This window comes from Zongyangia acetica, assembly GCF_038739695.1.
Taxonomy (GTDB): Bacteria; Bacillota; Clostridia; order Oscillospirales; family Ruminococcaceae; genus Zongyangia; species Zongyangia gallinarum.
The window spans coordinates 138,746-159,142 of the sequence record NZ_JBBEWN010000007.1; the positions used below are offsets into that span (position 1 = coordinate 138,746).

A 20,397-nucleotide genomic window follows, 5' to 3' on the forward strand; every position below is an offset into this window, starting at 1 on the left:
GGGGAAGATTTGTGGCAAAGAAATCCATGATTGCAAAACAGCAGAGAACTCCCAAGTTCTCCACAAGAGCATACAACAGATGCAAAATCTGCGGCAGGCCACACGCCTATCTTCGCAAGTTCGGCATTTGCCGTATCTGCTTTAGGGAGCTCGCCTACAAAGGCCAGATCCCGGGCGTGAAGAAGGCCAGCTGGTAAAAAGAGCAAAGGAGGTTGACGGCATGCAGATCACCGATACAATTGCCGATTTGCTGACACGCATCAGAAACGCTAACTCAGCAAAACACGACACGGTGGATGTCCCCGCTTCCAACATGAAGAAAGCGATCACGCAGATTCTTGTGGACGAGGGATATATCAAAGGCTTCCAGGTCATCGACGATGGTAAGCAAGGGATTATCCGTATTACCTTAAAATACGGTGAGAATAAATCACAGGTCATCACTGGCCTGCGTAGGGTATCCAAACCCGGCCTGCGCATCTACACCAGCTGCGAGGATATGCCCAAGGTGATGAAGGGCCTCGGCATCGCGATTCTCTCCACATCCAAGGGCGTTATGACCGACAGACAGGCCCGCAAGGAAAATGTCGGCGGCGAAGTCCTTGCATTTATTTGGTAAGGAGGTGCACAGGGAATGTCTCGTATCGGAAGAAAACCAATTGAAATTCCCGCAGGCGTTGATGTAAAGGTCAACGGACACGAGGTTGTTGTCAAAGGCCCCAAAGGCGCTCTTGACATGACCTTCCATCCTGAAATCGGGATTGCGCTGGAAGGCAATGAGATTATCGTCTCCCGTCCTTCCGAAGATAAAATGCACAAGAGCCTGCACGGTCTGACCCGGACCCTGATCGCCAACATGGTACAGGGTGTCACTGCCGGCTTCAGCAAAGAGCTGGAGATCAACGGTGTTGGTTACCGTGCTGCAAAACAGGGTAAAAACCTGGTTTTGACACTGGGTTACTCCCATCAGGTCATCGTGCCTGAGATCGATGGCATCACCATCGAAGTACCTGCCCCCAACAAAGTCATTGTCCACGGCGCTGACAAACAGCAGGTTGGACAGTTTGCCGCAGAGATCCGCGAGAAACGTCCGCCGGAACCCTATAAGGGCAAGGGCATCAAGTACGTTGACGAAGTGATCATCCGCAAGGAAGGCAAGGCCGGTAAGGGCAAGAAGTAATTAAAGGAGTGAAAAAGCTATGGTGACAAAGCCTGACAGCAACAAAGCAAGGCTTTTAAGACATCGCAGAGTGCGCGCTAAGATCAGCGGCACCGCGCAGCGTCCGCGCCTCAACGTATTCCGCTCCGCAAAACACATCTACGCCCAGATTATTGATGATGTGAAGGGAGTCACCTTGGTTTCCGCATCTTCTATGGACAAAGATTTTGAAGGTTTTGGCGGTAACAAAGAGGCTGCTAAAAAGGTCGGCATGACCATCGGCAAAAAAGCCATGGAAGCCGGCATTACCGAAGTGGTGTTTGACCGCAGCGGATATATTTATCACGGCCGCATCAAAGAGCTGGCCGACGGCGCTCGCGAGAGCGGACTGAAATTCTAGGGAGGAGGATACTTTTGGCTAGAATCGACGGATCTACACTTGAACTCACTGAAAGAGTTGTATCCATCAACCGTGTATCCAAAACCGTAAAAGGCGGCCGTATTTTCAAATTCGCCGCCCTGGTAGTAGTCGGAGACGGCAACGGCATCGTAGGCTTTGGCATTGGCAAAGCTTCCGAGGTCCCGGATGCAATTCGTAAGGGAATCGAGGACGCTAAAAAGAACCTCATCAAAGTTTCCCTGAAAGGCACAACCATTCCTCACGAGATCATCGGCGTATTCGGCGCCGGCCGCGTTCTGATGAAACCGGCTGCCCCTGGTACCGGTGTAATCGCTGGCGGCGCGGTCCGTGCAGTCCTTGAGACCGCCGGTATCCGTGATATCCGTACAAAATGCCTGCGCTCCAATAACCCCTGCAACGTGGTGAGCGCGACCATGAACGGTCTGGCCTCCCTGCGCGACGCAGAGCAAGTCGCAGCAATCCGGGGCAAGACTGTCAAAGAAATCTTAGGTTAAGGGAGGGGATTACAATGGCAAACCTGAAAATCAAGCTTACAAAAAGCTTTGCGGGGAAAAAGGACGACCAGATCGCCACAGCCAAATCCCTGGGCCTTCGCAAAATCGGTGCACAGGTGATTCAGCCTGATAATGCAGCAACAAGAGGGAAAGTCGCCAAGATCTCCCACATGGTTGAGGTAGAAGAGGCGTAAGGCTTCCCCATCAATTGATGAGTAATGCAGGCAGAAAGCCTAACAAGGAGGTGCGAACACGATGAAATTGCACGAGCTATCTCCGGCACCTGGTTCCGTAAAGGATGTTAAGCGCAAAGGCAGAGGTGCTGGTTCTGGAAACGGCAAAACAGCCGGCAAAGGCCATAAAGGCCAGAATGCACGTTCCGGCGGCGGTGTCAGACCCGGATTTGAAGGCGGTCAGATGCCTCTGCAGAGACGTATCCCCAAGAGAGGCTTCAATAACATCTTCGCGAAAAAGTATGCAGCCATCAATGTTTCCGCCCTGGAGCGGTTTGAGGACGGCGCTACTGTAGACGAGAAAGCAATCATTGAGGCTGGAATTCTGAAAAAACCCCTGGATGGCATTAAAATCCTGGGAAATGGTGAACTCACCAAAAAGCTGACAGTAAGCGTCGCTGCCTTCTCTGCTTCCGCAAAGCAGAAAATTGAAGCGGCGGGCGGAAAGGCTGAGGTGAAGTAGAGTGTTTGAAACCCTGAAAAATGCGTGGAAAATCGCTGATTTGAGGAAAAAGATTCTATTTACCCTGTTTATCCTGCTTCTGTTCAGAATCGGCTCTGCCATCCCGGTTCCTTTCCTGGATCCCTCTGGGATGAAAGAGATGCTCAGCCAGAGCGGTAACCTGCTGGGTTATCTGGATGTTCTGACCGGTGGTGCTTTGGGCAACGCGACCATCTTCGCTATGTCCATTACCCCCTACATTACATCCTCCATCGTAATCCAGCTGCTGACCATCGCCATTCCGGCCCTGGAAAGAATGGCCAAGGAAGGCGAGGACGGCCGGAAGAAGATCAACAAGATCACCCGGTATACCACTGTGGGTCTTGCGCTGATCCAGGCTATCGCTTATTATCTCATGCTGAGGAACACTTCTGGTGTTGTCCAGTACACCACTGGCTTCTCCGGATGGTTTGCAGCGATTGTCATTGTTGCCTGCTTTACCGCTGGTACGGCTCTGATCGTCTGGTTGGGTGAGCAGATCAACGAAAAAGGAATCGGCAACGGTATCTCCATGATCCTCTTTGCCGGTATCCTCTCCCGCTTCCCGTCGGTTATCGCCACCTTTATCGCCTACTTCCAGCTGGCGGCAATCGGCCAGACCCAGTATTACTTCCTGGTTCCCCTGGTCGTCGTCATCTTCCTGGTGGTCATCGCCTTCATTGTGCTGATGACCAATGCGGAGCGGAGAATCCCGGTACAGTACGCGAAGCGTGTGGTGGGCCGGAAACAGTATGGCGGCCAGTCCAGCCATATTCCTATCAAGGTCAATATGTCCGGCGTTATGCCCATCATCTTTGCCAGCTCCTTGCTGTCCATCCCGGGCACCATCAAGGCATTTGTTGACCCGAGCGAAACCGGCTTCTGGGGCAAATTCCTGGGCGCGTTTGATTACAATACAGCAGTTTACGCTATCATCTACTTCCTGCTGATTATTGCTTTCAACTACTTTTATGTTTCTGTCCAGTATAACCCCATTGAAATTTCCAACAATATCCGCAAAAACAACGGAACGGTTCCCGGTATTCGGCCTGGAAAACCCACTTCCGACTTTATTGGGAAAATTATCAGCAAGATTACCTTCATCGGTGCGATTTTCCTGGCCCTTGTGGCTATCCTGCCCATCGCCTTTGGCGCGGTCAGCGGCATGAATATCGCACTGGGCGGTACAACGGTCCTGATTATCGTTGGTGTTGCAATTGACACCATGAGACAGATGGAATCCCAGATGATGATGCGTCACTACAAGGGCTTCCTTGAATAGTAGATTAAAGGAGGATATGGTTATGAAGCTGATTCTTCTCGGCGCACCCGGCGCCGGCAAAGGCACACAGGCTGAGGTGATCTGTGATCACCTGCACATTCCGGCTATCAGTACCGGAAACATCATCCGTGAAGCACTGAAGAATGAAACCGAGATGGGGCTGAAGGCCAAATCCTATATGGAAGCCGGCACTTTGGTCCCCGACGATGTAGTCATCGGCATTATCCAGGAGCGCCTGGCTAAAGATGACTGCAAGGATGGATTCATTCTGGATGGCTTCCCCCGCACCGTTGTCCAGGCACAGGCACTGGATGACATGGGTGTGGAAATCGACAGAGTCATCAACATTGAAGTGTCCGACGAAGACATCGAAAAGAGACTGTCCGGCCGCCGTGTCTGCGAGAGCTGCGGCACTTCCTATCATCTGCTTTACAAAGCTCCCAGGAACGAAGGACTGTGCGACCGCTGCGGCGGAAAGCTCATCACCCGCAAAGACGATCAGCCCGAAACCATTCGTGACCGGTTGAAAGTTTATCATGAGCAGACCGAGCCTCTGAAGGACTTCTATGCTCAGAAGGGTAAGCTGCGCACTGTCATCGGCCAGGAAGAGGTCGCGGACACAACAAAACTTACTTTGAAAGCCCTGGAGGATTAACCATGATTGTGCTGAAAACGGCGAGAGAGCTCGAACTCATGCGGGAGGCGGGCAGAATCTCTGCAATGGCACTGAAGGTGGCCGGGGAGCATATCAAACCCGGCGTATCCACCAAAGACATCGACACTGTGGTGCACGATTATATCGTGTCCGAAGGTGCGGTGCCGTCCTTCTTGGGATATGGTGGTTTTCCAGGCAGCGCATGTATCTCAGTCAATAATGAGGTTATTCATGGCATCCCGAAAAAGACCAAAGTGATCCAATCCGGCGACATCGTCAGTGTAGATGTGGGCGCTTGCATCCATGGTTTCCATGGAGACAACGCCTACACCTTCCCGGTGGGAGAGATCAGCCCAGAAGCCCAAAGGCTGCTGGACGTCACCCGCCAGAGCCTGGAGATTGGCGTCAAGGCAGCCGTGGCGGGCAACCGCATCGGGGATATCGGCCATGCGGTTCAGACCTATGTGGAAGAAAACGGAATGGCGGTTGTCAAGAAGTTTGTCGGCCACGGCGTAGGAGAAAATCTGCATGAATCCCCGGATGTTCCCAACTACGGCCGGGCCGGACGGGGCGCCCGTCTGGTACCTGGTATGACGATCGCTATTGAGCCCATGGTGAACGCTACCGGAGAAAACGTCAAAGTGCTGGCAGACGGCTGGACAACGGTAACTACAAGCGGCAGCTTGTCAGCCCATTTTGAATACACCATTGCGATCACAGAAAATGGTCCTGTGGTGCTGACCCGTCCATAAGCGGGAGGGACAAAATGGAAATAGCAAAAGGCTGCGTCGTGAAATCCGTGGCGGGCCATGACGGCGGTCGGTTTTATGTAGTTCTTTCCCTAACAGATGGCTTCGCGGTCATCGCCGATGGGAAGGAACGGAAGCTGGAAAGGCCCAAACGTAAAAACCTTCGCCATCTGCGGCCGACCAACACTGTCCTGGACGTGGAGACACTGACAACCAACAACAAATTGAGGCGCGCTCTCCGGGAGTTTAACGGCTCCCTGGACGCTCCCGTCAATGAGGAGCTGTGAGCAGCCCGTCACCTGCGAGGGAGGTATTTGCTTGTCGAAAGACGATGTAATCGAGATTGAGGGTACCGTGCTGGAAGCCCTGCCCAACGCCACATTCCAGGTGGAGCTTCAAAACGGTCATAAAATTCTGGCCCATATCTCAGGCAAACTGCGGATGAACTTTATCCGCATCCTGCCCGGGGATAAGGTGACGGTCGAGATGTCACCCTACGACCTCACCAAGGGACGCATCACATGGCGTTCTAAATAGCCCCACCGGGCCGGTAACAAGGAGGTATTTCAAATGAAAGTCAGACCTTCCGTGAAACCTATTTGCGAGAAGTGCAAAGTCATTAAGCGCAAAGGGCGTGTAATGGTTATTTGCGTAAACCCCAAGCATAAACAGCGCCAGGGCTAAGCTCTGGTCAGAGAGCATCCTGCGGTAGGGAGAGATTCCCGCAAAACCGCAATCAGGTACTTTTAACGAAAAGTATAGAAGGAGGTGCAACAGTTATATGGCACGTATAGCTGGTGTTGACCTGCCCAGAGAGAAGCGGGTCGAGATTGGCCTTACCTACATCTATGGTATCGGCCGCAAAAAAGCTCAGGACATTATCCAGGCGACAGGCGTCAATCCGGACACAAGGGTGAGAGATCTCAGCGAGGATGACGTTTCCAAACTGCGTGAGTACATCGACCACAATGTGCAGGTGGAAGGTGATCTGCGCCGTGAGGTCGCACTGAACATCAAGAGACTGGTAGAAATCGGATGCTATCGCGGTGTTCGTCATAGAAAGGGCCTGCCCGTTAGAGGCCAGCGCTCCAAGACCAACGCAAGAACCCGCAAGGGACCGAAGAAGACCATCGCCAACAAGAAAAAGTAACTAGGGAGGGATAAGAGAGATGGCAAAAGCAACAGCGAAAAAGGCCACTCGCCGGCGTCGTGAACGCAAAAACATCGAACGTGGCGCCGCACATATCCAGTCCACCTTTAACAATACCATTGTTACCATCACCGACACACAGGGCAATGCCCTTTCGTGGGCAAGTGCAGGCGGACTCGGATTCAGAGGTTCCAGAAAATCTACTCCGTTCGCAGCACAGACCGCAGCAGAGACCGCTGCAAAAGCCGCTATGGAACATGGTCTGAAAACGGTGGAAGTATATGTCAAAGGCCCGGGCTCCGGCCGTGAGGCTGCAATCCGTGCCCTGCAGGCAGCAGGACTGGAAGTTAACATGATTAAAGACGTAACTCCGATTCCCCATAACGGCTGCCGCCCGCCCAAGAGACGGCGTGTATAGCACCAAAGGTGCAGGAGAATCCGCGGCCTGACGCCATGCAGGCCCAGGGCGGGAGATCCCCCGCGGATTCGTATTTATCAGGAGGTGTAACCATATGGCAAGATATACTGGAGCAGTTTGCAGACAGTGCCGTCGCGAGGGCCAGAAGCTCTTCCTGAAAGGGGAGAGATGCTACTCCGATAAGTGTGGACTTGTCCGCAGAAGCTATGCTCCCGGCCAGCACGGCCAGGGCCGTAAGAAGAACTCTGAGTACGGCCTGCAGCTGCGCGAGAAACAGAAAGCAAGACGCTTTTATGGTGTTCTGGAAGGCCAGTTTAGAAAATACTTCGAGATGGCGGAACGTAAACAGGGCGTGACCGGTGAAAACCTGCTCCGCATCCTGGAGAGCCGTATCGACAACGTGGTATACCGCTGCGGATTTGCCTCTTCTAGAAAAGAAGGCAGACAGCTGGTCCGTCACGGCCATTTCACCGTCAACGGCAAGAAGGTAAACATTCCTTCTTATCTGCTCAAGGCTGGCGATGTAATCGCGATCGCCGGTGCAAGCAAGAATTCCGACAAGATCAAAGCGGTTGTGGAAGCGAACTCCGCCAAACCGGTTCCCAAATGGCTGGATGTCGATCGTCAGAACCTGCAGGCAACTGTCGCTGAGCTGCCGAACCGTGAGGACATTGACCTTGAGGTTGAGGAGCATCTCATCGTCGAGCTTTACTCTAAGTAATGCACGACACATCGGCAAAGGAAGGCGAAAAACACGGGTCCATTTTGGGCCTGTCCGACTAGGAGGGTTATGAATGATTGAAATTGAGAAGCCAAGAATTGAGACGGCGGATATGAAGTCCGACGGGACTTATGGTAAATTTATCGTTGAGCCTCTCGAGCGTGGCTTTGGTACAACGTTAGGTAACAGCCTACGGCGTGTGCTGCTCTCCTCGCTTCCTGGTGTTGCCGTCACATCTGTCAAGATTGACGGTATTCAACATGAATTTTCAACGATTCCCGGAGTGAAAGAGGACGTCACCGAGATTATCCTCAATATCAAAGGGCTGACAGCCAAGCTTTACAGCGATGGCCCGAAGGTTGTCTGCATTGAGGCGGAGGGCGAGTGCGAAGTCACCGCCGGTTCTATCAAGGCGGACAGCGAGGTTGAAATTCTTGACCCGAGTATGCATATTGCTTCTCTGGGAGCTGGCGCAAAGCTCTACATGGAAATTACGCTGGATAAAGGCCGTGGCTATGTTGCCGCCGAGCGGAACAAGCAGACGCTGCAGACGGCCATTGGCGTGATCCCGGTGGACAGCATCTATACGCCGGTATTAAAGGTCAACTATGCCGTGGAAAATACCCGTGTCGGCCAGATTACCGACTACGACAAACTGACAATCGAGGTATGGACTGACGGAACTATTTCCGCAAAAGAGGCCGTATCCCTCGCAGCCAAGGTCCTCAACGAGCATCTCAACCTGTTCGTTGACCTCTCCGATGAAGTCTATCGCACCGAGATTATGGTGGAGAAAGACGACAACGGCAAAGAGAAGGTCCTTGAGATGACCATTGAAGAACTTGACCTGTCTGTGCGTTCCTTCAACTGCCTCAAGCGCGCAGGCATCAACACGGTAGAAGACCTGATCAATAAATCTGAGGAAGACATGATGAAAGTGAGAAACCTCGGCAGGAAGAGTCTTGAAGAGGTGATCAGCAAGCTCAACTCCCTGGGCTTTAATCTGAGCAAGGAAGAGGAATAGCTTGCAAACAACCAGGTAAAGGAGTGAATTTCGATGCCAGGTACAAGGAAACTCGGCAGATCCTCTGATCATAGAAAGGCAATGCTGCGTGCCATGGTAACCTATCTGCTGGAAAAAGGCAAGATTGAGACCACTGTCACCAGAGCCAAAGAGGTTCGGTCTATGGCTGAGAAAATGATTACAACCGCGAAACAAGACAATCTCCACTCCAAACGTCAGGTCTATTCCTTCATCACGAAGGAAAGCGTGGCCAAAAAGGTGTTTGACGAGATTGCCCCCAACTATAAAGAGAAAAACGGCGGCTATACAAGAATTGTCAAGATTGGCCCCCGCCGCGGAGACGCTGCGGAGATGGCGATCATCGAATTGGTGTAATCATAGATCGTTTAAAGCGGCAGGAAGTAAAACTTCCTGCCGCTTTTTGCTGCCCACTTAACAGGACGGACAAAGCTTATAAAAGGCGATTCGCTAAAGAACTTGACAGCCTGAAACGATAGGAAACCCCAAAAGCCCTCCCCCAGGCCGGGGGAGGGCTTTTGAAAAGGTCTGAAAAATTTATTTCGAGCTTTATCCCGGCTTGCGGGCATATTTAAAGTGGATCTGTCCTGAGAAGGGGGAGAAGCTGATGTCGGTGACATCCTCGCCCATGGCGTAGCTGGAGGTCTGATAGTAGAGCGGTACGACCACACAGTCGTCCAATAAAACCTGCTCCGCCTGCGCGAAGGAGGAGGCTTTGGTGGTGATATCGGTGCTTTCCAAAGCGGCGTTCAGAGCCTCAGAAAAGGCTGTGCTGTTATATCCATAGTAATTACTTCCCGATTCAGCTAAAAAGTTGTTGAGCAGAGATTCAGGAGCATCATAGGTGGCTTTCAGAGGGATCAGGGCGATGTCAAAATCCCCACTTTCCACCTTGGCCATGACCTCATCCTGGGGCAGTGGCTCGATATTGATATAAGCGGACAGATTGGTCTGCCAATTGCCCTGCATTAAGCTGAGAGCCAGATGATGGGGATCGGAGTCAGGATAGATAATGGTGGTTTTCTCCAGCTTTTCCAACCCCAACTCCGCCAATCCCGTATTGAAAAACTGCTTGGCGGTTTCCGGATCATAGTCATACATAAGATCTTCACCGGCAACAGAGCGGTAGGAGCGGTCCAGCATGTTGACCGCCTCGGGCACCAGCGCCTGGGCATAGGACATATAGCTGGGCAGAATTTCAATATAAGACTGCCGGTCCATGGCGTAGGAGAGCCCTTTGCGGATGTTGGCGTTCTGGAAAACTTCGTTATTGCCGTTAAAAGCCAGCACCCAGACGGTGTCCTCAAAGCTGTCATAGGATAGCCCCTGCTCAGCCACGGTATCCAGCTCGTCGGCAGTGACGGGCATGGCGTCAATCTCACCGTCCAACAGGCGGTCCAGATCCAGCCCATCCTCCTGAATATAGAAGGCGATGCCGCCGGCAATGGTTTCCTTTTCGGAGACATATTCCGGGTTCCGCCGCATGGAAACATACTCGCCATGGGACCATTTACGGATGTAAAACGGCCCGTTGTAGAGCAGCATATCAGCGTCCAGTCCATAGCGCCCCTTGGTGGAGAGGAAAAACTCCTCATTGCAGGGCATGGCGGCGGAAGAAGCCATTAAGGTGGGGAAATAGGGGTTGGGATAGTCCAAAGTAATCTGTAAGGTGTGACTGTCCAAGGCTGTTACGCCCAATTCCTCCACCCCAGCGGCGCCCTGATAGATGGACTGGGCGTTTTTGATGCAGAAAAAGGAGCTGGCGTGTGGGGAGAGGGTGGCGGGATCCGCCAAACGTTGGAAGGCAAAGACAAAATCCTCAGCCGTCATCGGGGTACCGTCGGACCATTTGGCGTCCTGGCGCAGATAAAAGGTATAGATAAGGTCATCGTCGGAGACTTCGTAGCGCTCGGCCACGCCCTGGGCAATTTGATTGTCCTCATCCACAGTGAGCAGCCCTTCAAAGCTGTTTTGGATGACCAGCATGGATTCGTGATCGTTGGCAAGCTGGGGATCCAGGTTAATAGGCTCTGACGTAATATCGTAGCGGAGAATCTGCCCGTCCGTCCCGCTGTGGGAACAGCCTGTAAAAAACAGGGAGACAGCTAGAGCGGCCAGCAGAAAAGCGGTTATTTTTTTCAGCACAGTGATTCTTCTCCTATAAAAACATCGCCGGCAGCGATGGGAATTTCAGTGATTACGTTAAGTGTAGCATGGTTGCCATGGCGATTCAATAAAAACGAAAAAATTTCAAAGAATCTTAAAAATACCTGGGGAAATGGCCGCATATTTCAGTATATGCCAAGGAGAAAGCCGCAATTCGTTTATCAATAAACAAGGGAGGGCAATGCCCTCCCTTGAAGAATATCTTTGCGTGCCATGCCCACGCTACTGCGCCCCAAAATCGTGGAGGATAATTTCCTCCCCCGCAAGGGTGGCGGCAACATCAATGGCCCGCTGATTTTTGCTCCCCCGGAAAGGAGCGTCCAGGGTGCGAAGCTCCAGAAGAAAGGGGCCATCCATGAGCACATCGCATTGTTCCAGCAGTTTTCGGGCAAAGGGATCCTCCAATTGTAGAATCTGTTCATATGTATACCCAGAGTATATATAGAGATCCAGGCCAAGGGACTTGATTTTTGTGGCCAGCCGGTAAAGCGCTTCACATTGACAGAAGGGCTCCCCTCCGCTGAAGGTAACGCCCTGGAGCAGGGGATTTTTTTGTACCTCCGCCACCAATTTTTCCACATCGCAGTCAAAGCCGCCAGAAAAATCATGGGTTTGGGGGTTGTGGCAGCCGGGACAGTGATGGGGACAGCCCTGGACAAAGACGGTAAAACGCAGACCCGGACCATCCACAATGGATTCTTTGATCACCCCTGCCAGGCGCAGGGTGGTTTTTTCAGCCATAACTTTTCCTCCCAGGGGCAGTTGCCCTTCTTTCGCCGCAAAAGAGATGCCCCCAGCTGGGAGCATCTCTTTTTGAATTTATCTTAGATGCTGTAGTGCACTACAATGTCTCCATGGTGACGCCGTGTTTGACCCTGTCTTCTACCTCCGCCCGTTTGGCGTTGTTGAAGCGGTCCAACGTGCCCACCAGATAGCCGGTGATCCGGCGGATGCGCTCGAAGGCAGGACCGTCGGCCTCGGTGCGGTGGCAGTTGGGGCACTCGTCTCCGATGATACCGGTATAGCCGCAGACCGGATCCCGGTCCACCGGGTGGTTGATGGAACCGTAACCGATGCCGGATTCCTTCATGCAGCGGATGACCTGCTCAAAGGCCGCCAGGTTCTGGGTGGGATCCCCGTCCATCTCTACATAGCTGATGTGGCCGCCGTTGGTCAGATTATGATAGGGGGCCTCCAGCCGGATCTTATCGAAAGCGGAGATGGGGAAGTATACCGGAATATGGAAGGAGTTGGTGTAATATTCCCGGTCGGTGACGCCGGGAATGACGCCGTATTTCTTCCGGTCGATCTTGACAAAACGGCCGGAGAGGCCCTCCGCCGGTGTGGCGATGAGGGAGAAGTTGAGCCCGCTCTTTTTGGTCTCCTGATCCATCCGGGAACGCATATAGCCCACAATTTCCAGACCCAGATTCTGAGCCTCGGCAGATTCACCGTGATGCTTGCCGATGAGGCATTTCAGGCATTCCGCCAGGCCGATAAAGCCCAAGGTCAGGGTGCCGTGTTTGAGGACCTCCTCCACCGAGTCATCGGGGGAAAGCTTGTCGCTGTCCAGCCAGACGCCCTGTCCCATGAGGAAGGGGAAGTTGCGGACCTTTTTCTGGCACTGGAGCTTAAAGCGGTCATAGAGCTGATCGATGACCAGGTCGATTTTCCGGTCCAGATCCTCAAAGAAAATATCCAGGTTGCCGTGGGCCTTAATGGCCAACCGGGGCAGGTTGATGGAGGTGAAGCTCAGGTTGCCGCGGCCGGCGGTCACCTCCCGGCTCGGATCATAGGCATTGCCCATGACGCGGGTCCGGCAGCCCATATAGGCTACCTCTGTGTTGTGATCGCCCTCTTTATAATACTGCAGGTTAAAGGGGGCGTCCAGGAAGGAGAAGTTGGGGAACAGTCTTTTGGCGGATACTCGGCAGGCCAGCTTGAACAGGTCGTAGTTGGGATCCTCCGCGTTGTAGCTGACCCCTTCCTTTACCTTAAAGATGTGGATGGGGAAGATGGGGGTCTCCCCATTGCCCAATCCAGCCTCCTCGGCCAGCAGGATATTTTTGATGACCATCCGTCCCTCGGGGGAGGTGTCGGTGCCGTAGTTGATGGAGCTAAAGGGAATCTGAGCGCCTGCCCGGGAATGCATGGTGTTCAGGTTGTGAACCAATGCCTCCATGGCCTGATAGGTAGCCCGATCGGTCTCCTGAAGGGCATATTTCGCCGCAATTCCCTGGAGGCGGGAAGCGGTCTCCTCGTCGAAATGCTGGAGCAGATAGGCGTGTTCCGCCGCCTTATAGGTGGCGTTCTGGGCAAGGGAGGGGATCAACCCAGTTTCTTCTTTCAAGGCCTGGATCATTTGCTCGGTGAAGTCCTTGGCATCCTCCCGGCCGGTGAGCAGCTCGATGGCCTTTGCCATGTTGGCCTTGTAGGCGTGAAGGTAAGATTTTCTCACGCCGCCTGCCATAGCGTAATCAAAATTGGGGATACTCTGTCCGCCGTGCTGGTCATTCTGATTGGACTGGATGGCAATACAGGCCAAAGCGCTGTAGCTGTGGATGGAGTTTGGCTCCCGCAGAAATCCGTGGCCGGTGGAAAATCCCCCTTCAAAGAGCTTTTCCAGATCGATCTGACAGCAGGTGGTGGTCAGGGTCAGGAAGTCCAGATCGTGGATGTGGATATCCCCGTTTTCATGGGCCTGGGAATGCTTGGGATCCAGGATGAACATCTTATAAAACTGCTTGGCGCCCTCAGAGCCATATTTGAGCATGGTGCCCATGGCGGTATCGCCGTCGATATTGGCGTTTTCCCGCTTAATGTCGTTGTCCTTAGCCGATTGGAAGGTCAAATCCTCATAGGTCTTCATCAGCCGGGTATTCATCTCCCGTACCCGGGTGCGCTCGGAGCGATAGAGGATAAACTCCTTGGCGGTGCGGGCATGTCCGGTTTCCACCAGGATTTTTTCCACTGCGTCCTGGATTTCTTCCACGCTGGGGGTATGATTTCCCAGCTCATTTTCGATATAATCCACCACCTGGGAGGCAAGAGAAAACGCGGTATCATAGTCGTGTCCGCCGGTGGCCTGGGCGGCTTTAAAGATAGCGTTGGCGATTTTTTCGATGTTGAAGGCCACTTCCCGGCCATCCCGCTTGATGATTTTTGTGAGCATGATCGTTTCCTCCCATATATTCAAATACTATATATTGTGTTTATAAAAATGACAATACCAATTGTATAGTATGCATATGGAAAAGTCAAGGGCAAAGGGGAGGAAAATAGCGACAATGATTCACGATTTTTCCCTCTTATTTTTGTCGTATGGGCAATTTTGCACAATAAATATCCCCCTCCTTCCGCGCTTATACGGCAGGAGGGGGATATTTCCAGAGTACTGTTACACCCGGTAGATCAAATCGGTGTAGGTGGGCAGCGGCCAAGCGTCCTCTGCCACCATGGTTTCCACCCGGTCACAGCATTCCCGAAGCTGATTCATAGCGGGAATGACCATGTCACAGTAATAGCGGGCGGTTTGATACAGGCTCCTTTCCTCCCCAGCGTTGGCGTTGAGCTCCTCTAGGGCGGAGATACCGGCCTTTATCTTGCCGATAAGGGAGGAAAGATCCCGGACAATATCAGAGACAGGGGCCGGCATTCCTCCGGCCTCCTTGATGAGGGAGGCGTCCTTGGCCATTTCGGCGGCAAAGCGGATGCAGGCGGGCAGGATGGAGCGCCGTGCCATATCCACCATGGTGGCGGCCTCAATGGAGAGGACATGGATATAGTTTTCCAGCATGATGTCGTGGCGGGAGAAGCATTCGGCCCGGCTAAAGATATGATGGCGCTCAAACAAGGCCACATTCTTGTCCGAGATCAAAGCGGGGATGGCGTCGCAGGTGGTGTTTAAGACGGGAAGCCCCCGTTTTTTGGCCCGCTCCACCCATTCCTCGGTGTAGTTGTTGCCGTTGTAGATGATGCGGCTGTGATCCGCTACCACGTCGTGGACGATACGGCGGACCTCTTCATGGATGTCAGAGGCGCTTTGCAGCCGCTGGGCATACCGATCCAAGACATCCGCTACGGCGGTATTTAAAAAGATATTGGCGTAGGCGATGGACTGGGAAGCCCCCACCATACGGAATTCAAATTTGTTGCCGGTGAAGGCAAAGGGGGAGGTGCGGTTGCGGTCGGAATCGTCCTGGGGCAGATCAGGCAGGGCGGCAGCGGCGGTGTGAAGCACCAGCCGGGACACCGTATCCGGATTGACGCCGGAGGCGATGGACTGGAGCATGGTGGTCAGCTGTTCCCCTAAAAAGACAGAGACAATGGCGGGCGGAGCCTCAAAGCCGCCCAAACGATGGTCGTTGCCGGCGCTGGCGGCAGAAAGACGGAGCAGATCCCCGTATTCATCCACAGCCTCCAGCACAGCGCTGAGAAAGACCAGGAACACATCGTTCTCCCCCGGGTTTTTACCAGGGCTCAGCAGATTTTTCCCTGTGTCGGTGGAAAGTGACCAGTTGTTGTGCTTACCGGAACCGTTGATATAGTGGAAGGGCTTTTCATGGAGCAGGCAGGCCAGGCCATTTTTCTTGGCCACAGTTTTGCAGGTCTCCATGATGAGCTGGTTGTGATCGCAGGCTACGTTGGCGGATTCAAAAACAGGGGCCAGCTCGTGCTGGGCAGGGGCCACCTCGTTGTGCTTGGTCTTGCTGGTGACGCCCAAACTCCACAGCTCTTCATCCAGGTCATGCATGAATTTGCTCACCCGAAGCCGGATCCGGCCAAAATAGTGGTCGTCCAGCTCCTGGCCCTTGGGAGGACGGGCGCCGAAAAGGGTCCGGCCGCAGAGCTTCAGATCCAGCCGCCGCTCGTAAAGAGCCCGGTCGATGAGGAAGTACTCCTGCTCCGCGCCCACAGTAGCCATGACCCGTTTGACGTCGCTGACACCCAGCAGCCGCAGGACGGCGATGGCCTTGTCGCTGACCACATCCATAGATTGAAGCAGGGGGGTTTTGGTATCCAGCGCCTCGCCGGTGTAGGAACAGAAGGCGGTGGGGATATAAAGGGTACCGTCCTTGACAAAAGCGGGGGAGGTGGGATCCCAAGCGGTGTAGCCCCGGGCCTCAAAGGTGGCCCGCAGCCCACCAGAGGGGAAGGAAGAAGCGTCCGGTTCGCCCTTGACCAGGCTTTTTCCCGAAAACTCCAGGATGACCCGGCCGTCGTCGGTGGGGGTGAGGAAGGCGTCATGTTTGCCCGCGGTGATGTTGGTCATAGGCTGGAACCAGTGGGTATAATGGGTGGCACCCATCTCCACCGCCCAGTCCTTCATAGCGCCGGCCACCACATGGGCCACGTTCTCATCCAGAGGGGTGCCCTCTTTCCGGGTGCGCTTCAGGCTTTCATAGACGCTTTTGGGCAGACGGGCCCGCATGACGGCGTCGTCAAACACCTTACATCCAAAGATTTTTGTTACATTCATCCGTTGATTCCTCCCGAAGTGGTAGATCTGCCAGATCGTACTAGAGAAGCTTTCACCGCCTGCGAAAAGAGCGGCTTGAGCCTTTGATGCTTGTCCCCGGCATTGCGCGGCCGGAGGGATATTTTCCAGCCTGGGGCAGGGTGACGCCAGGCTTTTTCGCTGTTTTGTTAGAGCAGATGGATGCCGTTGGCCTCACAGGTGTCAATCATTTCCTCCGACCAGACAGAGGCCTGAACCTCACCAATGTGGGCCTTTTGCAGCAAGAGCATACAGATCCTAGACTGGCCGATGCCGCCGCCCATGGTCAGGGGCAATTCCCCTGCCAGCAGCCTCTTGTGGAAATCCAGGTTCCGCCGTTCCTCGCAGCCGGCCTCTTTGAGCTGGGCGCTGAGGCTCTTCTCGTCTACCCGGATGCCCATAGAGGAAATCTCCACCGCCCGGTTGAGAACAGGATACCAGACCAGAATGTCCCCGTTGAGCCGCCAATCGTCGTAGTCGGGTGCCCGGCCATCATGAGGCTTGCCGTCCCGGAGTTTGCAGCCGATCTGGGTGACAAAAACAATCCCCTTCTCCTTGGCAATCCGGTCCTCCCGTTCATGGGGTGTCAGGCCGGGATACCGGTCCGCCAGCTCCTGGGAGGAGATGAAATAGACATCGCTGTCAATGAGGTGATCCAGGACCGGGTACTGGAGGGAAAGGACGCTCTGGGTTTTCCGCAGGGCGGAGACAATGGAAAGCACCGTCTCCCGCAGATAGTCCAGATTCCGGTGATCCCGGTCGATGACCTTTTCCCAGTCCCACTGGTCCACATAGACCGAGTGGAGATTGTCCAGGTCCTCATCCCGCCGGATGGCGTTCATGTCGGCATAAAGCCCTGTTCCCGGCGCAAAGCCATAACGGCGCAGGGCCATCCTCTTCCATTTGGCCAGGGAGTGGACAATCTGCACATCGGCGCCCAGTTCCCGGATGTCAAACTGTACCGGCCGCTCTACCCCGTTGAGGTCGTCGTTGAGCCCGGTTTCGGGCCGGACAAAGAGTGGCGCCGAAACCCGGGTCAAAGAGAGGGCATCGGCCAGCTCCCGTTCAAAGGTATCCTTGACCAGCTTGATGGCCACTTCCGTCTCCAGTATATCCAATTTATTCAGATAGGTGTCAGGCAAAATCAGGTTTTTTACAGACATAGTTTTCCCCCTATGATTTCAGTTGCAACCGCCATATTAACTAATTAATATTATCATTATTTGGCCGAAATTACAAGGACCGGCCCGGTGTCCGCCCCCTTCTTTTTTAGAGAAAATGGGGGAAAACTAGTTGCGAAAAATAGTAACATCTATTACAATAGGAACAAAGCGTTTTTGTCTTGAGAAAGGGGGCGGAGCATTTGCCGGAACGGGTCAAATGGATGGGGCTTGGCTATAATCTGCCGGTCAATCCGTCAAAGAACCGGGTTTATGTCTGGCGCAAGCTTAAGGAGATGGGCGCCGACTATTTTAAGCAGGGGGTGGCCATCCTGCCCAAGAATCCGGTGAATCTCCGCGCTTTTGGGAGGCTGGCCGATAAGATCCGGGATCTGGGCGGAGAGGCCACCCTCATCGAGATACAGTTTGTGGATGAGCGGGACGAGCTGCGGCAGATCGCCCGGTTCAAAGAGGCTCGGCGGCGGGAATACGATGAGATTATCACCGAAACCCACAAACTGCTGGGGACCTTGCAGCGGGGAGGCCGCTCCCAGATGACGCCAGAACAGGCGGATCAGCTGAAAAAGCTCATCAAACGCTATGAGCGGGTCCGGGCCCGGGACTTTTTCGGATTGGGTTCCGGCGGCGTCATTGAAGGGGATATGCGCCAGATTGCGGAGCTATTGCGCTCCTCTATGGACAGTTTTTCCGCGGGGCTCCGCCGGCTGCTGGACAAATGGATGGGATAGGCCCTGACTGGCCTTCTCAATAGAAAGGGGATCCTTCTGTGGCAAATCACGGCTTTGGAATCATGCCGGTAACGCCGGGAAAGGAGCGGTATGACACCTATGATCCGGAAAAATACGGCTGTATTTTTCTGGACGATGATGACCTTTCCCCTCTGCTGCCGGAGTTTGAACATATCCCTTGTTATTGGCATACCCGCCTTCGCCCGGAATACAACCTGGACTACTGCGGGATCACCCTGATCCCTCCCTCCTCTGCCTCTCTCTTTGCTGAAGTCTGGAGACGGCAGGACGGCAGACAATTTGAACCTGTCCTTGCCCTCTTTGAGCGGGGGATCCGGGAAGAGAAATTTATCATCCACTATGGATTATAAACTTCCACCGATAGAAAAAAACCATGAAATGCCAAGGCTTGCCCCAAAGGGCAGGCCTTTTTTGAAAGCACAGGTTTTTTTCTGGAAGGGGGCGGGGAGATTGATATTTTCTTTGCATAAAAGTATAATAATAAGATGTATATGACGCCGTTTTCCCTGGGATCATCGGGGAAGAAAAACAAACGGCGGCAAGGGCCCGCAGGGAACCCCTCACCAGGAGGCTTTTTCCTAAGCGGCGCCGGGAAGGATGCATATGGACAGCAGAGTCGCACAGTTTTTTGAGCAGATCCGGGGCAAGGACGTCACCTTTATCGGGTTGGGAGTCAGCCACCGGCTTTTGGTTTCCCTCTTTGCCCAGAAGGGGGCCCATGTCACCATCCGGGACCGTCGGACCCGGGAACAGATGGGGGAGGATTATGACGCCCTCCGGGCCCAGGGAATTGACTTTATCCTGGGGGAAAATTATCTTGACCACCTGGATGGGGATATGATCTTCCGCACTCCGGGGATGTATTTTTATAACGAGGCCCTTCAAAAAGCCAGGAAGGAGGGCAAGGTGGTCACCAGCGAGATGGAGGTCTTTTTTGATCTTTGTCCCTGCCGGCTGATCGCGGTTACCGGCTCCGACGGCAAGACCACCACCACCACCCTCATTGGGGAGCTTTTGAAGGCGCAGGGGAAACGGGTCCACATCGGTGGAAACATCGGCCGGCCATTGCTTGCCCATATTGAGGAGATGGAGCCGGAGGACTACGCCGTGGTAGAGCTTTCCAGCTTCCAGCTGCTCTCCATGCGGGAAAGCCCGGATGTGGCGGTGGTGACCAACATCGCCCCCAACCATCTGGACGTCCATGGCACCATGGAAGAATACATCGGGGCCAAGCGGAACATCCTGCTGCATCAGAACGCCTTTTCCGCCGCCGTACTGGGGGCGGACAGCGAGACGGCCATGTCTCTGGCCCCCGATGTGCGTGGAAAACTTCTCACCTTTTCTATCCACGGCCTGGTGGAGCGGGGCGCTTATATGGATGAAAACGGGGATATTTTCTTTGCGGACAACGGCAATGTCATCAAGGTCATGAACCGGGATAAAATCAAAATCCCGGGGGATCACAATGTCCTCAACTACCTGGCGGCGATCTGCGCCACCTGGGGCCTGGTGGAGATGGAAAACATCCTCCACACAGCGGAAACCTTCGGAGGGGTGGAGCACCGCATTGAGCTGGTGCGCACTCTAGATGGGGTGCGTTGGTATAACGACTCCATTGCCACCAGCCCCACCCGGACCATCGCGGGGCTCAACGCTTTTGACCAAAAGGTAATCCTTCTGGCCGGCGGCTATGACAAGAAGATCCCTTTCCTGCCCCTGGCGCCTAAGATTATTGAAAAGGTGAAAGCCCTCATCCTGATGGGGGTGACAGCGGATAAGATCGAGGATACGGTCCGAGGCTTTTCCGGTTACGATGAAAAGAAGCTGCCCATCTACCGGGTGGGCTCAATGGAGGAAGCGGTAAACAAGGCCCGTGCAATCGCGGGAGAAGGGGACATTGTCACCCTGTCCCCGGCCTGTGCCAGCTTTGATATGTATCCCAACTTTGAGGCCCGGGGAGAACACTTCAAGTCCCTGGTCCATGGGCTTTGATCCAAAG

At 53.9% G+C, this 20,397-nt stretch carries 26 protein-coding genes; 21 read left to right on the plus strand and 5 right to left on the minus strand.

The features are described 5' to 3' along the window. Positions 1-11 precede the first annotated feature (11 nt). The 18 genes from WGC32_RS08175 to rplQ all read left to right on the plus strand — a co-directional run bounded on the left by WGC32_RS08175 (position 12) and on the right by rplQ (position 9,162). Positions 12-197 carry a type Z 30S ribosomal protein S14 gene (locus WGC32_RS08175; protein WP_191481385.1) on the plus strand — a complete coding sequence of 62 codons (186 nt, stop codon included), beginning with the start codon at positions 12-14 and terminating at the stop codon, positions 195-197. Positions 198-220: 23 nt separating this feature from the next. After that, entirely contained in the window at positions 221-619 is a 399-nt protein-coding gene (gene rpsH, locus WGC32_RS08180; RefSeq protein ID WP_191481386.1) for a 30S ribosomal protein S8, read from the plus strand. A 15-nt stretch (positions 620-634) separates the two neighbouring features. Then, complete coding sequence (gene rplF, locus WGC32_RS08185; RefSeq protein ID WP_191481387.1) at positions 635-1,180, plus strand: 50S ribosomal protein L6; 546 nt, start codon at positions 635-637, stop codon at positions 1,178-1,180. A gap of 19 nt (positions 1,181-1,199) precedes the next feature. Further along, entirely contained in the window at positions 1,200-1,559 is a 360-nt protein-coding gene (rplR, locus tag WGC32_RS08190; RefSeq protein ID WP_191481388.1) for a 50S ribosomal protein L18, read from the plus strand. A gap of 14 nt (positions 1,560-1,573) precedes the next feature. Next, positions 1,574-2,074: a 30S ribosomal protein S5 gene (rpsE, locus tag WGC32_RS08195; RefSeq protein WP_191481389.1), complete on the plus strand. Its 501-nt coding sequence runs from the start codon at positions 1,574-1,576 to the stop codon at positions 2,072-2,074. A 14-nt stretch (positions 2,075-2,088) separates the two neighbouring features. Next, positions 2,089-2,268, plus strand: coding sequence for a 50S ribosomal protein L30 (gene rpmD / locus WGC32_RS08200; RefSeq protein ID WP_191481390.1), 180 nt, complete (start codon positions 2,089-2,091; stop codon positions 2,266-2,268). 61 nt (positions 2,269-2,329) lie between these two features. Next, positions 2,330-2,770 carry a 50S ribosomal protein L15 gene (rplO, locus tag WGC32_RS08205; RefSeq protein WP_191481391.1) on the plus strand — a complete coding sequence of 147 codons (441 nt, stop codon included), beginning with the start codon at positions 2,330-2,332 and terminating at the stop codon, positions 2,768-2,770. Between the two features lies 1 nt (position 2,771). Beyond that, entirely contained in the window at positions 2,772-4,070 is a 1,299-nt protein-coding gene (gene secY, locus WGC32_RS08210; protein ID WP_342681333.1) for a preprotein translocase subunit SecY, read from the plus strand. Positions 4,071-4,092: 22 nt separating this feature from the next. Further along, positions 4,093-4,725 carry an adenylate kinase gene (locus WGC32_RS08215; protein WP_191481393.1) on the plus strand — a complete coding sequence of 211 codons (633 nt, stop codon included), beginning with the start codon at positions 4,093-4,095 and terminating at the stop codon, positions 4,723-4,725. A 2-nt stretch (positions 4,726-4,727) separates the two neighbouring features. Next, positions 4,728-5,477: a type I methionyl aminopeptidase gene (gene map, locus WGC32_RS08220; protein ID WP_191481394.1), complete on the plus strand. Its 750-nt coding sequence runs from the start codon at positions 4,728-4,730 to the stop codon at positions 5,475-5,477. Between the two features lie 14 nt (positions 5,478-5,491). Then, the gene (locus WGC32_RS08225) at positions 5,492-5,761 is read left to right on the plus strand and encodes a KOW domain-containing RNA-binding protein (protein ID WP_342681334.1); all 270 of its coding nucleotides are present in this window, start codon (positions 5,492-5,494) and stop codon (positions 5,759-5,761) included. 31 nt (positions 5,762-5,792) lie between these two features. After that, on the plus strand, positions 5,793-6,011 hold the full coding sequence (gene infA / locus WGC32_RS08230) for a translation initiation factor IF-1 (RefSeq protein ID WP_191481396.1): 219 nt from the start codon (positions 5,793-5,795) through the stop codon (positions 6,009-6,011). Positions 6,012-6,044: 33 nt separating this feature from the next. After that, positions 6,045-6,158, plus strand: a complete 114-nt coding sequence (rpmJ, locus tag WGC32_RS08235; protein WP_191481397.1) for a 50S ribosomal protein L36 — start codon at positions 6,045-6,047, stop codon at positions 6,156-6,158. A gap of 97 nt (positions 6,159-6,255) precedes the next feature. Then, positions 6,256-6,624: a 30S ribosomal protein S13 gene (gene rpsM, locus WGC32_RS08240; RefSeq protein ID WP_191481398.1), complete on the plus strand. Its 369-nt coding sequence runs from the start codon at positions 6,256-6,258 to the stop codon at positions 6,622-6,624. Positions 6,625-6,643: 19 nt separating this feature from the next. After that, entirely contained in the window at positions 6,644-7,042 is a 399-nt protein-coding gene (gene rpsK, locus WGC32_RS08245) for a 30S ribosomal protein S11 (protein ID WP_191481399.1), read from the plus strand. 94 nt (positions 7,043-7,136) lie between these two features. Further along, a complete protein-coding gene (rpsD, locus tag WGC32_RS08250; RefSeq protein WP_191481400.1) occupies positions 7,137-7,763 on the plus strand; it encodes a 30S ribosomal protein S4 in 627 nt (208 codons plus the stop codon). Positions 7,764-7,836: 73 nt separating this feature from the next. Then, complete coding sequence (locus WGC32_RS08255; protein ID WP_191481401.1) at positions 7,837-8,787, plus strand: DNA-directed RNA polymerase subunit alpha; 951 nt, start codon at positions 7,837-7,839, stop codon at positions 8,785-8,787. A gap of 33 nt (positions 8,788-8,820) precedes the next feature. Continuing rightward, a complete protein-coding gene (rplQ, locus tag WGC32_RS08260) occupies positions 8,821-9,162 on the plus strand; it encodes a 50S ribosomal protein L17 (protein ID WP_191481402.1) in 342 nt (113 codons plus the stop codon). Between the two features lie 192 nt (positions 9,163-9,354). Here the strand turns inward: rplQ and WGC32_RS08265 are convergent, their stop codons facing one another. The 5 genes from WGC32_RS08265 to asnA all read right to left on the minus strand — a co-directional run bounded on the left by WGC32_RS08265 (position 9,355) and on the right by asnA (position 17,631). Further along, positions 9,355-10,950 (minus strand): peptide ABC transporter substrate-binding protein, encoded by a 1,596-nt coding sequence (locus tag WGC32_RS08265; protein WP_342681335.1) that lies wholly within the window; start codon positions 10,948-10,950, stop codon positions 9,355-9,357. 243 nt (positions 10,951-11,193) lie between these two features. Beyond that, positions 11,194-11,712, minus strand: a complete 519-nt coding sequence (nrdG, locus tag WGC32_RS08270; RefSeq protein WP_342681336.1) for an anaerobic ribonucleoside-triphosphate reductase activating protein — start codon at positions 11,710-11,712, stop codon at positions 11,194-11,196. Positions 11,713-11,812: 100 nt separating this feature from the next. Continuing rightward, a complete protein-coding gene (locus WGC32_RS08275) occupies positions 11,813-14,143 on the minus strand; it encodes an anaerobic ribonucleoside triphosphate reductase (RefSeq protein WP_342681337.1) in 2,331 nt (776 codons plus the stop codon). A 225-nt stretch (positions 14,144-14,368) separates the two neighbouring features. Beyond that, entirely contained in the window at positions 14,369-16,450 is a 2,082-nt protein-coding gene (locus WGC32_RS08280; RefSeq protein ID WP_342681338.1) for a glutamine synthetase III family protein, read from the minus strand. 167 nt (positions 16,451-16,617) lie between these two features. Next, positions 16,618-17,631, minus strand: a complete 1,014-nt coding sequence (gene asnA, locus WGC32_RS08285; RefSeq protein WP_342681339.1) for an aspartate--ammonia ligase — start codon at positions 17,629-17,631, stop codon at positions 16,618-16,620. 200 nt (positions 17,632-17,831) lie between these two features. Here asnA and WGC32_RS08290 point away from each other — a divergent pair, with 200 nt between their 5' ends. From WGC32_RS08290 to murD, 3 genes are all read left to right on the plus strand, one after another. Continuing rightward, a complete protein-coding gene (locus tag WGC32_RS08290; protein ID WP_191481408.1) occupies positions 17,832-18,377 on the plus strand; it encodes a Chromate resistance protein ChrB in 546 nt (181 codons plus the stop codon). 38 nt (positions 18,378-18,415) lie between these two features. Then, a complete protein-coding gene (locus tag WGC32_RS08295) occupies positions 18,416-18,748 on the plus strand; it encodes a hypothetical protein (protein WP_191481409.1) in 333 nt (110 codons plus the stop codon). A 253-nt stretch (positions 18,749-19,001) separates the two neighbouring features. Further along, on the plus strand, positions 19,002-20,390 hold the full coding sequence (gene murD / locus WGC32_RS08300) for a UDP-N-acetylmuramoyl-L-alanine--D-glutamate ligase (protein ID WP_342681340.1): 1,389 nt from the start codon (positions 19,002-19,004) through the stop codon (positions 20,388-20,390). Positions 20,391-20,397: the final 7 nt, after the last annotated feature.

Excerpts from the sequence above, each read along its gene's own strand:
- rpsH (WP_191481386.1), top strand. The coding sequence starts at position 221 with ATGCAGATCACCGATACAATTGCCGATTTGCTGACACGCATCAGAAAC.
- rplF (WP_191481387.1), top strand. The coding sequence starts at position 635 with ATGTCTCGTATCGGAAGAAAACCAATTGAAATTCCCGCAGGCGTTGAT.
- rplR (WP_191481388.1), top strand. The coding sequence starts at position 1,200 with ATGGTGACAAAGCCTGACAGCAACAAAGCAAGGCTTTTAAGACATCGC.
- rpmD (WP_191481390.1), top strand. The coding sequence starts at position 2,089 with ATGGCAAACCTGAAAATCAAGCTTACAAAAAGCTTTGCGGGGAAAAAG.
- rplO (WP_191481391.1), top strand. The coding sequence starts at position 2,330 with ATGAAATTGCACGAGCTATCTCCGGCACCTGGTTCCGTAAAGGATGTT.
- WGC32_RS08215 (WP_191481393.1), top strand. The coding sequence starts at position 4,093 with ATGAAGCTGATTCTTCTCGGCGCACCCGGCGCCGGCAAAGGCACACAG.
- map (WP_191481394.1), top strand. The coding sequence starts at position 4,728 with ATGATTGTGCTGAAAACGGCGAGAGAGCTCGAACTCATGCGGGAGGCG.
- WGC32_RS08225 (WP_342681334.1), top strand. The coding sequence starts at position 5,492 with ATGGAAATAGCAAAAGGCTGCGTCGTGAAATCCGTGGCGGGCCATGAC.
- rpmJ (WP_191481397.1), top strand. The coding sequence starts at position 6,045 with ATGAAAGTCAGACCTTCCGTGAAACCTATTTGCGAGAAGTGCAAAGTC.
- rpsM (WP_191481398.1), top strand. The coding sequence starts at position 6,256 with ATGGCACGTATAGCTGGTGTTGACCTGCCCAGAGAGAAGCGGGTCGAG.
- rpsK (WP_191481399.1), top strand. The coding sequence starts at position 6,644 with ATGGCAAAAGCAACAGCGAAAAAGGCCACTCGCCGGCGTCGTGAACGC.
- rpsD (WP_191481400.1), top strand. The coding sequence starts at position 7,137 with ATGGCAAGATATACTGGAGCAGTTTGCAGACAGTGCCGTCGCGAGGGC.
- WGC32_RS08255 (WP_191481401.1), top strand. The coding sequence starts at position 7,837 with ATGATTGAAATTGAGAAGCCAAGAATTGAGACGGCGGATATGAAGTCC.
- rplQ (WP_191481402.1), top strand. The coding sequence starts at position 8,821 with ATGCCAGGTACAAGGAAACTCGGCAGATCCTCTGATCATAGAAAGGCA.
- nrdG (WP_342681336.1), bottom strand. The coding sequence starts at position 11,712 with ATGGCTGAAAAAACCACCCTGCGCCTGGCAGGGGTGATCAAAGAATCC.
- WGC32_RS08275 (WP_342681337.1), bottom strand. The coding sequence starts at position 14,143 with ATGCTCACAAAAATCATCAAGCGGGATGGCCGGGAAGTGGCCTTCAAC.
- WGC32_RS08280 (WP_342681338.1), bottom strand. The coding sequence starts at position 16,450 with ATGAATGTAACAAAAATCTTTGGATGTAAGGTGTTTGACGACGCCGTC.
- asnA (WP_342681339.1), bottom strand. The coding sequence starts at position 17,631 with ATGTCTGTAAAAAACCTGATTTTGCCTGACACCTATCTGAATAAATTG.
- murD (WP_342681340.1), top strand. The coding sequence starts at position 19,002 with ATGGACAGCAGAGTCGCACAGTTTTTTGAGCAGATCCGGGGCAAGGAC.